Origin of the sequence: Wenyingzhuangia fucanilytica, assembly GCF_001697185.1 — a bacterium.
Taxonomy (GTDB): Bacteria; Bacteroidota; Bacteroidia; order Flavobacteriales; family Flavobacteriaceae; genus Wenyingzhuangia; species Wenyingzhuangia fucanilytica.
Genome location: NZ_CP014224.1, coordinates 540558 through 556103, shown reverse-complemented (window position 1 = coordinate 556103; position 15546 = coordinate 540558). Strand labels below are relative to the sequence as shown.

General features: G+C 32.0%; 11 protein-coding genes. 6 read left to right on the top strand and 5 right to left on the bottom strand.

All coding sequences use genetic code 11. The features are described from left to right. Positions 1-49 precede the first annotated feature (49 nt). Together pheT and recG are read right to left on the bottom strand one after the other, a co-directional pair. Entirely contained in the window at positions 50-2476 is a 2427-nt protein-coding gene (gene pheT, locus AXE80_RS02435) for a phenylalanine--tRNA ligase subunit beta (RefSeq protein ID WP_068824314.1), read from the bottom strand. 91 nt (positions 2477-2567) lie between these two features. After that, a complete protein-coding gene (gene recG, locus AXE80_RS02430) occupies positions 2568-4667 on the bottom strand; it encodes an ATP-dependent DNA helicase RecG (RefSeq protein WP_068824313.1) in 2100 nt (699 codons plus the stop codon). A gap of 329 nt (positions 4668-4996) precedes the next feature. Between recG and AXE80_RS02425 the strand changes: the two genes are divergently transcribed. The 5 genes from AXE80_RS02425 to AXE80_RS02405 all read left to right on the top strand — a co-directional run bounded on the left by AXE80_RS02425 (position 4997) and on the right by AXE80_RS02405 (position 11681). Continuing rightward, positions 4997-5824, top strand: coding sequence for a hypothetical protein (locus tag AXE80_RS02425; RefSeq protein WP_068824312.1), 828 nt, complete (start codon positions 4997-4999; stop codon positions 5822-5824). A 35-nt stretch (positions 5825-5859) separates the two neighbouring features. Then, the gene (locus AXE80_RS02420; RefSeq protein WP_068824311.1) at positions 5860-6708 is read left to right on the top strand and encodes a hypothetical protein; all 849 of its coding nucleotides are present in this window, start codon (positions 5860-5862) and stop codon (positions 6706-6708) included. A gap of 80 nt (positions 6709-6788) precedes the next feature. Next, a complete protein-coding gene (locus AXE80_RS02415; protein ID WP_068824310.1) occupies positions 6789-7403 on the top strand; it encodes a hypothetical protein in 615 nt (204 codons plus the stop codon). Between the two features lie 64 nt (positions 7404-7467). Further along, complete coding sequence (locus AXE80_RS02410; protein ID WP_068824309.1) at positions 7468-10413, top strand: COG1470 family protein; 2946 nt, start codon at positions 7468-7470, stop codon at positions 10411-10413. 59 nt (positions 10414-10472) lie between these two features. Next, entirely contained in the window at positions 10473-11681 is a 1209-nt protein-coding gene (locus AXE80_RS02405; protein ID WP_068824308.1) for an RsmB/NOP family class I SAM-dependent RNA methyltransferase, read from the top strand. A 57-nt stretch (positions 11682-11738) separates the two neighbouring features. Here the strand turns inward: AXE80_RS02405 and AXE80_RS02400 are convergent, their stop codons facing one another. Genes AXE80_RS02400 through ppk2 (AXE80_RS02390) form a run of 3 tightly spaced genes read right to left on the bottom strand, consistent with a single transcriptional unit; the run spans position 11739 to position 14447 of the window. After that, on the bottom strand, positions 11739-12815 hold the full coding sequence (locus tag AXE80_RS02400) for a hypothetical protein (RefSeq protein WP_068824307.1): 1077 nt from the start codon (positions 12813-12815) through the stop codon (positions 11739-11741). 3 nt (positions 12816-12818) lie between these two features. Further along, positions 12819-13601 (bottom strand): polyphosphate kinase 2, encoded by a 783-nt coding sequence (gene ppk2, locus AXE80_RS02395; protein WP_068824306.1) that lies wholly within the window; start codon positions 13599-13601, stop codon positions 12819-12821. A gap of 3 nt (positions 13602-13604) precedes the next feature. After that, positions 13605-14447: a polyphosphate kinase 2 gene (gene ppk2 / locus AXE80_RS02390; protein ID WP_157359420.1), complete on the bottom strand. Its 843-nt coding sequence runs from the start codon at positions 14445-14447 to the stop codon at positions 13605-13607. A gap of 128 nt (positions 14448-14575) precedes the next feature. On the opposite strand from ppk2 (AXE80_RS02390), the gene AXE80_RS02385 reads away from it, so the two are divergent. Continuing rightward, on the top strand, positions 14576-15526 hold the full coding sequence (locus AXE80_RS02385) for a lipid A deacylase LpxR family protein (protein WP_068824304.1): 951 nt from the start codon (positions 14576-14578) through the stop codon (positions 15524-15526). The last annotated feature ends 20 nt before the right edge of the window (positions 15527-15546 follow it).

Genomic DNA, 15546 nt, shown 5'->3' with positions numbered 1-15546 from the left:
GAAACGAAACTCAAAAAAAAGCCTTTGAAAAATTTCAAAGGCTTTTTAACTATCTTAATGAAGCATCAAATTGTTTTTCAAACGATTTTTGAAGCTTACTCATAATTTTTTCTATTTGTTTGTCTTCTAAAGTTTTGTTTTGATCTTGTAATACAAAACTTAAAGCATATGATTTTTTTCCTTCTGGCAACTTATCACCTTCGTAAACATCAAACAAATCAACTTCTTTTAACAATTGCTTTTCTGATTGGAACGCAGCATTGTATAAGTCTTTAAAAGCAATTTCTTTATTTAACAACAAAGCCAAATCTCTTTTTACCAAAGGATATTTTGGTAATGCCGTTACTTTTAATTTGTTGTTTTGTGATATTTTTAAAATCGTATCCCAATCAAAATCTGCGTAAAAAACCTCTTGTTTAATTCCAAATTCTTTTAAGATTTTAGGACTCACCATTCCAACATCAACCAACTTCATTTTTCCTAAAGCAAAAGTAATTCCTTCAGAAAACACATCGTTTTTAGTTGGTGTTACTTTTACATTTTTATGTCCTAATCTTTCTAACACACCATTTACCACAGCTTTGATATAATAAAAATCTGTAGTTTGTTTTGGAGCATTCCAAGATTCTTTATCTCTGTTTCCAGATACAAATAAGGTTAAATGTTTTTTCTCGTCGTATTGATCGTTGTATTTATGATATGTTTTACCAAATTCATAAAACTTAATATCGTTATTCTTTCTGTTGATATTATAACTTACAGATTCTAAACCACTAAACAATAAAGATTGTCTCATCACTGCCAAATCACCACTTAAAGGATTTAACATTTCTACATTGTGCTCTGCATTTAAATTCTCTGACAACGCTACATAAGAAGGCTTAGTTAACGAATTTGCCATCGTTTCATTAAACCCTTGTACTCTTAATTGTTCTGCAATTGTATTTTCTGTTTTAACACCATCAAACTTAGAAGGCTCTATAGAAGTGTTTAATTTATGTGAAAACTCTATATTGTTGTAACCATAAACCCTTAAAATTTCCTCTACAATATCTGCCTCTCTTTGTACATCTACTCTATAAGCAGGTACCACCAACCCTAAACCACCTTCGGTTTCACTATTGATTTTAATTTCTAATGAAGCTAAAATATTTTTAATAGTATCATTTGGTAATTTCTGACCAATAATTCTCGCTACGTTCTCATAAGACATAAAAACTTCAAAGTCTTCTATCTTATTTGGATATACCACATCAACATCAGAAACGGTTTGACCACCTGCAATTTCCTCAATCAACAAAGCAGCTCTAATCAAAGCATATTTTGTACTATTAGGATCTATTCCTCTTTCGAAACGGAAAGAAGCATCTGTATTTAAACCATGTCTTTTTGCGGTTTTACGAACAGCAACTGGATTAAAATAAGCCGCTTCTAAAAAGATAGAAGTTGTATTTTGAGTTACCCCAGAATCTAAACCTCCTAAAACTCCTGCAATACACAATGGTGTTTCATCTGCATCACAAATCATTAAATCTTCAGCACTCAATTCACGCTCTACACCGTCTAAAGTTGTAAATTTTGTTCCCTCTTCTAAAGTGGTTACAATAACTTTATTTCCAGAAATTTTATTTGCATCAAAAGCGTGTAAAGGCTGCCCTAATTCGTGCAACACATAATTGGTAATATCTACAATATTATTAATAGGTTTTACCCCAATTGCTTTTAATTTATTTTGCAACCATTCTGGAGAATCTGCAACTTTTACATCTCTAATAGCAACCCCTGCGTACTTAGGTGCTAATTCAAAATCCTTAACGTGAATATCAAACTTTAAAGCTCTCTCGTATACATGGAAATCACTAACCGATGGAGTAACCAATTCTTTTTGAATTCCTTGTTGCATTAAACCAGCACGTAAATCTCTAGCCACACCTAAATGACTCATTGCATCAGCTCTGTTAGGAGTCAATCCTATTTCAAAAACCTCATCAACTTCAATATTAAATACTTCAGCAACAGGAGTACCAGGAACCAATTCGGCATCTAAAACCATAATTCCATCATGACCTTTACCTAAACCTAACTCGTCTTCGGCACAAATCATTCCATGACTTTCTTCTCCTCTAATTTTTCCTTTTTTAATTTTAAACCCTTCTCCTTTTTCATCATACAAAACAGTTCCTACAGTTGCCACAGGAACTTTTTGTCCAGCAGCCACGTTTGGAGCACCACATACAACTTGGATAGGAGCATCGGCACCAACATCTACCGTAGTAACGCTAAGTTTGTCTGCATTAGGATGTTTTTCACAAGTCAAAACTTCACCAACAACAACTCCCGCTAAGCTTCCTTTAATAGACTCTACCTTTTCTATTCCTTCTACTTCTAAACCTAGATCAGTTAACAATTCACCAGCCTTTTCAGCTTCCCAATCAATCTTAATAAATTGTTTTAACCAATTGTATGATATTTTCATCTGTTTAAAATTCTGTTTTAAGTGCGCAAATTTACGATTTCAATTAGCAATGTGCAATTTACAATCATCAATAATTTATAAGTTTTAGGTCTTATGATATATTCGCCCAAATACTAGTTCTTTTATGTATTTGTTGATAGGCATTTTTTATAGGTAAATTTTTCGCCATTTCTAAGTTAGGGTCTTCTCTTAACAGCTCTAAAGCGGTATTTCTTGCCATATGTAACTCCTTAGAGTCTCTTACCAAGTCTGCAATTTTCAAATTCAACACCCCACTTTGTTGTGTTCCCATTAAATTTCCTGGACCACGCAATTTTAAATCGACCTCCGCTATTTCAAAACCATCACTAGTTCTCACCATGGTTTCTAAACGTGTTTTAGAATCGTTAGAAAGTTTTACTCCTGACATTAAAATACAATAACTCTGATCTGCTCCACGCCCAACTCTCCCTCTAAGCTGATGTAGTTGAGACAAACCAAAACGCTCCGCACTTTCGATAATCATTACCGAAGCATTGGGCACATTTACTCCAACTTCTATCACAGTGGTAGCAACCATAATTTGTGTTTCGCCTTTTACAAAACGTTGCATTTCATATTCCTTATCCTCTGGTTTCATTTTTCCATGCACTATACTGATTCTATAATCTGGTAATGGAAATTCTCTTTGAATACTTTCATAACCATCTTGTAAATCTTTATAATCCATCGCTTCGGATTCTTCAATTAATGGATACACTACATAAACTTGTCTTCCTTTAGCTATTTCATCTCGCATGAATTTAAATACTCTTAAACGAGCACTGTCAAAACGATGAACTGTTTGCACTGGTTTTCTACCGGGAGGTAATTCATCTATTACAGAAACATCTAAGTCTCCATAAGCACTCATGGCCAAAGTTCTCGGAATAGGAGTTGCTGTCATAATTAAAATATGTGGAGGTAATTTGTTTTTCATCCACATTTTAGATCGTTGAGCTACACCAAATCTATGTTGCTCATCAATCACAGCCAAACCTAAATTTTTAAACACCACTTTATCTTCTAAAACAGCATGTGTTCCTATAAGGATTTGTAAACTACCATCTTCTAAACTTTCATGAATAACACGTCTTTCTTTTGTTTTAGTAGCACCTGTTAACAATTTTACCGAAATATTAAAAGGGGCTACTAGTTCAGAAATTGCTTGATAGTGTTGAGTTGCCAAAATAGCGGTAGGTGCTAAAATAGCTGCTTGAAAATGATTGTCTAACGCCAAAAGCATTGTTAATAAAGCCACAATTGTTTTTCCTGCTCCAACATCTCCTTGCAACAATCTATTCATATGAGCCCCACTAGCCAAATCTGCCCTAATTTCTTTCAAAACTCTTTTTTGAGCTCCAGTCAAATCAAACTTTAAACCCGATTGATAAAAATCATTAAAATAAGCTCCTACTTGCTCAAATACAAAACCTTTAATTTTGTCTTGTCTTACTAGCTTATTTCTAATCAATTGCGTTTGAATAAAAAAGAACTCTTCAAACTTTAGCCTTTTTTGTGCCCTAGCCAAATATTCTTGGTTTTTAGGGAAATGAATATGTAACAAGGCTTCTTTTTTACTCAACAAATTATATTCTTCTAAAATTTCATCTGATAGCGTTTCTTGGATAAATGGATAAGCTTCTTTGATTAAATGTTGAATAGCTTTAGACATTACCTTATTGTTAAAGCCTTTTGCACTCATTTTTTCTGTTGAAGGATACACCGCTTGTAAACCTGCTGCAATACTTTTTTTATAATTAACCTCTAATTCCATGTCTGGATGAGGCATGCTAAAACTTCCATTAAAAAAATTAAGTTTCCCAAAAATCACATAGGGTTCATTAATTTTAATTCCTGATTTTAACCATCGGTTTGACCTAAACCAAACCAACTCCATTCTTCCGGTTTCGTCTTTAAAAGTAGCAACCAAACGAGAACCTCTTTTTTGCTTAACTTCTTTTAACTCTGTAACAACACCCTTGATTTGTACTTCTGTATTCCCTGCTTGTAACTCTCGAATAGTAAACATTTTAGATTTATCTACATATCTATTGGGAAATAAGTTTAATAATTGATTGGCATTAAATACGCCCATTTCTTTTTGGAGTATTAATGCCTTGGCAGGTCCAATACCTGTTAAGTAAGTAATATTTGTATCAAAATCAAACATAATCTTTTACAAATCTAACATATTAAAACAAGGTCTTAAATAAACTCATCATAAATTAATATTTTGATTTTTATCAAAAAAAGAAATCTCTATTCAATCTTTAAAAACTGAATAAAAAATACCTAAACATTAAACATTTGTTAAAAAAACAATGATTTTTTTAACAACAAAAAACTACTAGACTATTGATTTACAACAAACTAGCAATGCATACATAATAAATATCTGTTAAATCAGTCCAAAGCCCCTATAAACATAGGAGTTTTAAATAAAAAAAAGTATACATTTGGAAAACTAAAACAGAAATGTATACTATTTAAAATCAAAAAATGAGAATATTTACCACTGTTATTACAGCAATTACATTATTTTTTTCTTTAAATATTTTCTCTCAAGCTTTAAATGACCGTAAAGGAGCAGGAGTCTCTGTATCACCAGCTCACTTACACCTTACTCAAATACCTGGTTCTACTAAAAGCTACAAAATCACCATTAATAACGATACTAGATCTGTTAATAGTTTTAGAATTCGAATGAAAGATTTTGAAATGAACTCTAAAGGACAAAGTACCTTTTTAGAACCTGGAACAGGAAAATATTCCCTTTCTAAATGGACTACAGTTTCTCCAAACTTTGTTGATTTAGCTCCTTTTGAAAAAAAAGAAATTACCGTTACAGTATCTGTTCCTAATAGTGACGCCGGAAACAAAGCTGCTTGGGAAATTTTAATGATTGAACAAGAGAAACCAAGAGAAAGTTTAAAAATTTCCGAAAAAAGATCTAATACTATAGGAATGGGAGTCATCCCTACTTTTGCGTTTGGTGTATTTGCATACCAAAACCCTCCAACGGTTGAAAATAAAAATGTTCAGTTAATTAACTTCAAACAAGAAGAAAGAACTATTTCTATCCAAGCAGAAAACAAGGGAGATGGAATTGCTTACTGTTCTGCATATATAGATTTAACAAACTTAACTACTGGAACTCAAGAGAGATTTCCTGTGAAAAAATTTACCATTTTACCTGAATTGATTAGAGATTTTAAATACGAAATCCCTAAAAAATATAAATCAGGAAAATTTCTTGCTATTGGAGTACTTGATTATGAAGATGCTCCTGAAATACAAGCTGCTAAACTAGAATTTGAAATGAATTAATTTTTAAATATTTATTTTTTAACCTAAACTTTTTTATGAAAAACCTATTAAACTTATCAAAAGGAGTGTTTACATTAGCTATGCTAGCTGGTCTATCAACACAAGCACAGTTAATTGATGAAAAGGATGTAACCGTTACTATGGACTTACAACCTGTTTTACAATTAGACATGACAACTGCTAATCAAATTCAATTTATTTTTGATGATGTGTTAGACTATCAAGCTGGTATTGTACAATATGCAGCAACAACATTAAAAGTAAGTTCTACTGTAAGTTGGGATTTATATGCAATTGCTAGATCTCAAGGAAACCTTGGTGCTACTTATTGGGACCAACAAGTAGATTACGGTACTGGTACACCTAATAACTCAACTAATTTATTACCATTAAGCTTACTAGAATTAAGACAGTCTCGTCCTAATAATGGAGCTTCAATTGCAAGTGCTGGTGGAGCTACATATGCTGATTACAGTAGCCCATTTACAACTTACCAATATACAACTGGTGCTACAGATCCTACTACAGGTGTTACTGATCCTGATATTGCTCCTGCTGGAAGTGGTGCAAACAGTATTTATGTAGATCCTGCAGGTGGTGGAGCAATCCCTGGTCCTACTCATAAATATATTGCTGGTCATTCAGGAATCACTGCAAGTGGTGCAGATTCTATGACTGGAGGTAGTTATATGACTGCAACTAGTGGAGTAAGCTCTGACTACTACTACAATATTGACTACAGAATTTTACCAGGTTTACCTGCTACTTTCCCAATGGCTTACGATGCAACAGGTAACAATACTGAAGCTTTAGCTGCTGGTACTTATGCAGAACCAGGAGTTTACACAATGTATGTACAATATGTATTATTAGAAGACCAATAAAATATATTCATATATTAATAAAATTGAAAAGGATAGATGTTCTAACATCTATCCTTTTATACGTTTCTATATTTACCTCCATGTTAAAAACACAGCTCTTCTTTTTTTTGGTTTTAGGCTCTATTATTTCTTTTGCACAAGTGCATTGCGGAAGGGTTGAGTTGGTAGATAAAGAACCTACTAATCAGTTTTTTACATTTGATACTTTTTCAAAATACAATGCAGGAATCACCTTTAACAATGTGGCTCGTTTAAAGGTAATTGTAGAAAACAAAGTTTTATTACCAGACCCACTTTGTCAGTGGTTTTTAAACATTCAAGTTGACAACAATTCGGCTGCAGGAACTCCTATAAATCAATGGGAAGAACTCACTAAATATGGGGCTGGAAATGCTACAAATCCTTTAATTAATATATTAGAAATTAGAGTTAGAAACGCTTGTGAAACCTCTCCAATTAATAATGCCTTTGTTTCTTTTACAGATAGAACAGATGTGATAGAAATCATTTCGGAATTATTGCCCAAAACAACAGAAACTGCTGGTTGTGATAGCAATGCCAATTTTCCAGGTGATTACATGACAAACTACAACGAATTCAACTTTATTGTTGACTTTAGAATTAAACCAGGCTTTAGTGCAAACCCTGGTATGTTCCAACTAAACTTTACTTTCCACTTACAGGAAAAAATTTAAATTGAAAAATTACATCTTCTTACATATTCAATTTATACTCAAAAAAATACAACTGATTACTTTTATGATGTTTGTATTTTCTTGTTTATCTGTTTCTGCTCAAGAAAAAGATAAAACAGAAGAAGAAGATACTTTTTACTTTAGTAACAGTGGCCAATTTTTAGGAACAAGATTATTAAAGAAAAAAATTAAAATAAAAAAAGGAGAAATTGTAACCAATGTACTGCAAGTCTTTAACAGAAACCCTTCTAGTGCAACTGCTTTTTATTTAGACATTTTAACCCCAAAAGGATGGACTCCAATTATAAATCCTAGAGAAATTCATCGTGTTACCCCAAAAGATACAATCTCAGTTCCTATTATTCTAATTCCAACCAAAGGGCAGAATACCATTAGCGAAACCAATATCAATTTATTTGTGGTTGATTTAAACGGGAGTCAATTAGCCAACGATTACTTTACCGTAGAGGCCATCCGAAAAAATGGGTGGACTATACAAACAGATAAACAAACGCAATATTTAAAAAACGGTGAAACCAATACCCGTTTTAAATACAGCATTACCAACACAGGAAATCACGATCAGGATATCTACATTCAATACAAAACCCCCAAAAACAATATCCTAATTAAAGACACCCTACAAGAACCTATTGAAACTTCGGAAACCATCACTTTAAAACCCAAAGAAAGTAGTTCTAAAAAACTTTTGGTAGAAATAATTAAAAAGGAAGAAAGAAATCAAAAACAAATTTCGGTAAACAGTTATGACCCCGATAAATCTGAAAAAAGAATTAGTCATGATGTCTTTATTCAAACAAAAGAGCCTAGATATATAAGTGGAAACAGCGTTACAAGAAACAGCAAAGTTTCCTTTGTTAAAGTGCCTAACCAAATTGTAGCTGATAAATATGGATACAGTACTTTGCCTTTAATTGTAGATTTAAATGTGCAAAACATACTACACAATAGGTCTTATGCCACTTTAAATTTAAGAGGAAGTAAAGAATTATCTCCTACTTCTCAAATAGCTTATTCAACTCAATTTAGCTATGCTAGCAATATATTAACCAATGATGTTATTAAAAACGCTCCTTGGTATGTAGGGTATTTTGATGATAGAAAATCTATTGAAGTTGGACAAATTAGCGGAAATGTATTTGGTTTACAAGCCTCAGGTTATGGTGCAAGAGCATCATATCAAGCAACTCCTTCTCATGGAGTAAGTGCCTTTTACATAAGGCCTAATACTTTTTTCCATCAACAAAAAAGAAATGAAAGCTACGGTGGTGAGTATCGATTTAATTTTAGAAACCTATTTGCCTCAAAATTTGGTGTAGGTAGAAATATTAACGAAGCTTATGATAGAATTACGAACATTGCCTATGTTCAACCTCATTTTCAACTTTTTAAAAAACATAGGTTTTCATTTTTAGGTTCATATTCTTCTCAAACAAATAATAATAACCCTAATGCAAATAAGACAGGTTATGTATATGGAGCAAACTATTCCTCGCATTTATTTAATAAAAAATGGAAACCATTTATTAGTTACAGAACCAATACAAAAGGATATGGGAACAGTAATTACGTAAGAACATTAATCAATCATAGGTCTTCATTTACCATCAATAAAAGATTGGAAACTGTTGTAACCAACTCTTTACAGCAATACGAAAATTATAGTACGATTACGGATGACCTAATTACTTATCAGAAAATAATCACCAATAATATAGCCTTATCTCAACATATCAGAAACAATAATATTCAAGTTGGAGGATACTACCATTACTATAACACCTACAACACTCCTAGATATGAAAGAGGGGCTTCATTAAGACATTCAACCTCAAACTATAATCATAATTTCTTATCCTCAACTTACATAAGGGCAGGATATAATAAAACCACAGAACCTTTTGCTCCAAATTATTTTAATTTAGAACTGTCATCGTTTTTACGCTATAAAACATGGACATTTTCTAATAGATATTTTTATGGTACAAACTCATTAAGCTCAGCATTAAATCCTAGCGCATTCGTAACACCTCAAAATTTTAGAAGTTCTATTCAAAACCAATACACTTTTAAAAATAAACGTTTGGTCATGGAAAATAGTCTTATTTACAACTACTCTAACCTAAGTTCTAAAAGCAGCGCTGGTTTATATAACAATATATTCTTTTTTGCTAAGCATGGTTTTAGATACAACCTACAAGCTAATTTAAATTATAGCTCTAGTACTTATCAAGTTACTTCACTAAACTCACAGGGTTTATCACTACCTCCTATTCAAGATAGAAGTATTAGTCAATTGACATTTAATATTAGTTTTGGATTAAGAAAAGAGTTCGGAATTCCTGTTCCTTTCTTAAAGAATAAAAAAACAGACTTAAACTTTATTGCTTTTTATGATTTAAACGGAAATGGAGTTAAAGAACGTAGTGAAACCCCTATAAACAATGTAGTAATAAAAGTAGGAGAGCACGAAGTAATTACCGACCCTAACGGAGAAGCTAGTGTTAAAAAAATATTTAAAGGTGCTTATAAAGTAGATATTATTCCATTGGAAGAAATTAATGGTTGGTTTCCAAACATCAATACGGAATCACCGGTGGAGTTTAAAGAAAAAACCATTTACATTCCTTTTTCAAGAGGTGTAAAATTAGTGGGTGATGTAATTTTAGATCGTCAAGAAATTGCCAATGCCGAAAACAAAAAAACAGATTTATCTAGAATTAAAATTACTGCATCTGGTAAAACCGTAGAAGGAAGAGATAAAACTTTTGAAACACTTACTGATAAAGATGGTCATTTTGAATTCTATTTGGCTAACGGAACCTATACCCTTACTCTTGATGAAAGTATTCTAGATGGTAATTTAAGATTGATGAGAAACAACATTCCTATCACCTTAAAAAACACACAAAACAGTGTTTACACGGCATTTTATATCAAAGAAAAAAGACGTGAAGTTAAAATTATAGACTTTACAAACAGAAATTAAATTTCTTTGATGCACTAGGTAAAAAACACGTAACTTTGCCGCTAAATAGTTTACCATACATGAGACTTCATAGAAATTTAGTATTTACGGTTATAGACTCACTTCAAGAGATTTTTAACGAAAAAGAATACGCTGATAAAGTAGTACAAAAAGCCCTAAAAAAAGACCTTCGTTGGGGAGCCAGAGATAGAAAATTTGTTGCCGAAACCATTTATGAAATTGTAAGATGGAAACGTTTATACAACGAAATTGCTGGAACCAAAGACCACTACTCTAGAGAAAATTTATGGAAAGTTTTTGCAGTGTGGGCGGTACTACGTGGTATTGATTTACCTGATTGGAAATACTTTGAAGAAACTCCTGTAAGAAGAATTAAAGGAAAGTTTGATGAATTGCAAAACAACAGAGCCATTTCTCAATCTATTCCAGATTGGATGGATGAATTGTGTTTAAAAGAATTAGGAGAAAAGAAATGGACTGCTGAGTTAAAAGCTCAAAACATTCCAGCTTCTGCTATTTTAAGAGTAAATACCTTAAGAGCGACTAAAAAACAATTGCACGATTTATTATCTAAAGATGATATTATTACCAAACCTATAAAAGGATATCCTTCTGCATTAGAATTAGACGAGCGTAAAAATGTATTTGTAACCCAAGCTTTTAAAAGTGGAATGTTCGAAATGCAAGATGCTTCGTCTCAATTGGTGGCTGAATTTTTAGATGTTCAACCAGGAATGCGAGTAGTAGATACTTGTGCAGGAGCTGGAGGAAAAACCTTACATATTGCGGCTTTAATGGAAAACAAAGGTTCTATTATTGCAACAGATATTTATGGAGGTAAATTGGTTGAGTTAAAAAAACGTGCAAAACGTGCCGGAGCATTTAACATTACTACCAAGAAAATTGAATCGACAAAAACCATTAAAAAACTATACAATACAGCAGATAGAGTTTTAATTGATGCTCCTTGTTCTGGACTAGGAGTTTTAAAACGTAACCCTGATAGTAAGTGGAAATTACAACCTGAATTTATTGATAATATCAAAGCAATTCAGTCTGATATTTTAGAGCGTTATGCCAAAATTGCAAAAGTAGGTGGTAAAGTAGTTTATGCTACCTGTTCTATCTTACCTTCTGAAAACCAAGAGCAAGTAGCTAAGTTTTTAGAAAAAAACGACAATTTTAAATTGATAAAAGATAAAAAAATATTGGCTTCTGTTTCTGGTTACGATGGTTTCTACATGGCCTTGTTAGAGAGAATTAGTTAATTTTTTAGTACTCAAAATAAAAAAACTCCATGATTCGCTCATGGAGTTTTTTTATGCTTAATATTTTATATCTTTAAGACTGTTGACATCTTGGTAGTGCCTAATCACATATTTAAAGGCTGTTTCTAAAATTTCACCCATACAATTACACTTTTTAAAAGCAGCATCTTTGGTATAATCAAAAAGATCTTTTTTTAATTGAATAATTTTTTCATCAGAAGAAATTCTATCTTCTAACATACAATTTATCAACTCTCTAATTCTCTTTTTACCTAGTAAAATTCTTTTAGCTATAGTAGACCTTTCTTCTTGTTTGTATTGCTCTATAGATTCTGGCTGTAAATTATTATGCACCATTTGTACATACTGATTGTTCTCTTTTAAAAACTGAGGCATGTACACTCTTAAACGACCTTCATAACATTGCTGATCAAAATCTATGGCTCTAATTCTATATCGTACCTGATCAAAATCGTGAGTAGGTACAATTACATAATTATAAGCCCTCATATCTCCTAATAAACGAACAATACAACGTTCGTTAAACTTTACAAATTCTTTTGCAATTTGTTTTTGGGTTCTAATTGAACATGAATCTAAACCAGACTCTATAAAAGTATCTCCAGGAATTCCAGAAATATGATCTTCTATTAAAGTTTCCTTATACACCAAAAAGTTAATTCTATTTGGCGATAACAAATGCTCTAACTCTAAACCATAAACCCTAGAAGCATCTGCCTTTTTAACATACATATAAGTATAATTATCGTTTAAGATATTTCTTACCTTAATTCTAAAAGGCTTGGAATTACCAAACGTACAATAATCAACTGCATCAATATTTAAAAAAGGAACAGAAGTATCAGAACCATCGCCGTGTAAAATAGAATAGACTTTTTTTAAATCTTTGTCTATAGTTGTTCTTTCATGCTCAGGATAATATACTCTTACCCAAAGTGTGTCTTCTCCACTTTCATCATATACTTCTATCGCCCCAGAAAAACGAAGTAAGTCATCATAAAAAACAGGAATCAAAGCATTTCTGTTATAATCTGATAAGTACTTACTTAAAAAAGGCTGAATGGGATAAGTAGGTTTCTTTTTAGATATTTTTTCATATTCAGAATCATCCATATTTTATACTTCTCTGTTCTTATCGTAAGGTATTTTTGATAGCAAATACTTAATAGCATTTACCCTTGCAAAAGTTTTTCTGTTGGCTTTAATAATTTTCCAAGGAGCATAATCTGTATTGGTATTGGTAAACATTACATTTTTATACTTGGTGTACTCATCCCAAAGTTCCTGAGCTTTTTCATCTACAGGAGTAATTTTCCATTGTTTTAAAGGATTGTTTTTGATCTCTTCAAAACGTTTGGCTTGTTCATCTTTAGTAATGGACATGTATATTTTTACCAGTTTAATACCCGAAGAAGTTATCATACGTTCAAAATCGTTTACATTGTTCATAAAACGAACGTACTCCTCTTGTGTACAAAAACCATTTACAGGTTCTACAACTGCTCTGTTGTACCAACTACGGTCAAAAAAAACAATCTCTCCAGCTTTTGGAAACTTGCTAATATATCTTTGAAAATACCATTGAGAGCGTTCTTCATCAGTAGGTTTAGGCAAGGCTACAATTCTAAAATGACGAGGATTGATACGCTCTGTCATTCTACGAATAGCTCCCCCTTTTCCGGCAGCATCTCTTCCTTCAAAAACAACAATTACACGTTGGTTTTTTTCTATTACCTCTTCGTGCATTTTAATCAATTCTTTTTGAAGTCTTTTTAACGATTTTATATAATTAATACTTCTTACCGCTTTTTGAACATTTACTTCTTTGTCTGATAACAAAGCTTGAAGTCCTTTTTTGGTGTTTAAGTTTTTTATATCTCTAGGTGTAATCTGCTCCATAGCTTAGTCTATTTGGTAGGATGATCTAAAATAATGCATCACCACGTTAGGGTCTGGAAATAAATTTGCAACTGCTTCATCTTTCCCTTCATAATCAAACTTAGATAAAACATATCTAATACTTTCTAATCTTGCTTCTTGTTTATCGTTGGTCCTAACAATTACCCAAGGGCTATAAGTTGTATGTGTTTTACTAAACATATGCTCTTTATAAGTTGTGTATCTTCCCCACAACTCTTGTCCTTTTTTATCTACCGGACTAAACTTCCATCTTTTTAATGGGTTTTCTTGTCTAGAATTAAAACGAGCTAATTGTTCATTTTTAGAAATGGACAACCAAAATTTAATAATAATCAAACCGTCTTCATATAACATATGCTCAAATTCTGGAACTTGAGCCATAAAAGTATTGTATTGCTCATCTGTGCAAAAGCCCATAACAGGTTCTACAACGGCTCTGTTATACCAACTACGATCAAAAAAAACAATTTCTCCAGGATTGGGTAGTTCCTTGATGTATCTCATAAAATACCATTGTCCTTTTTCTATATCAGTAGGTTTGTTTAAAGCGACCAAACGAGAAGATCTAGGGTTTAAATGCTCCATAAATCTACGAATAGACCCTCCTTTTCCGGCAGCATCTCTTCCTTCAAAAATAATCGCAACACGTTTGTTATTTTTCTTAACCCACTGCTGAAATTTTACTAGTTCTATTTGTAATGATTTAAGTTCTTCTTCGTATTTTATCTTGTTTAAAATATCAGAAACATCTGTCCCTTTCTCATCTAATTTGCGCACCAATTCCGACTTGGTCTTTACCGAAGCCAAATCTTCAGCAGTTAGCATTTCTTTTTCATTCATATATTTGGGGATTTTTTATCTTTATGACGAGTAAATATACATATTCCACTGCTTTTAACATAGTTTAATAAGCCTAATAATTGTACTTTTAGCCAACTTTTGAGGTGATTTTCATGAATTTTAATAAAATACTCTTTTTGCTATTTATTAGTTTCTATCTGTGTGGGACAAAGCTCCACGCACAAGTCTATCACGAAATAGGACTTATTACCGATAATGACCTTTACGTTTCTATATATTTAGATGAATATTACACCAATGGTTTAGAGCTTTTTTATAAAAAAGTATCCAATACAAATTATCAATTTTTTGATAAAAAAATCAGACAATTTTCCATAGGCCAAAATATTTACAACCCACAAGAAAGTGATATTACAATAGTCTATTTACAAGAAAGACCTTATGCGGGATATTTGTACTTTAATTATTCCGAACAACTCATCAACCCAAAACATATTTTAAAATTAGGAGCCAGTACAGGAGTAACCAATACAAAATCTGGTGCTGAGGCAGCTCAGAACTTTATCCATACCTTTTACAATATAGAACCTTCTGAAGGTTGGGAAACACAAGTAAAAGAAAAATATGCCATTGGATTATTTGCCAACTACACTCGTAACCTTTTTTATAAAGAAGATTTTCCTTTCGCCGTCTCTTGGACAAACAAAGCTACTTTAAACTCTATTTTTACAAATATTTCTAGCGGATTAACTCTTAGATATAATTTTTTAAAAACAATCTTAGCTCCTATTTCTAACAGCTCCTTTTTTGGTACTGCTTTACAAACTAATCAAGAATCGTGGATAAAAGAAAGTTTTTTTGGTATCAAATCCTTTGCAACTTATCAAATTCAAGATTATACCATTACAGGAGACTTAGATAAAAATTTATCGCAAAAAGAATTCCATTTAGAACCTTGGACTTGGCAAAATGATTTTGGGTTTTATTGGAATTTAAAGCACATTAATTTTAGTTATCACATTATTTTTAAAACAAGAACAGCAAAAGAAATGAAAACTAAAATTACCCGATACGGAAGTATTCAATTTAGTTATAAATTTTAAACGCTATAACTGATCTTAAT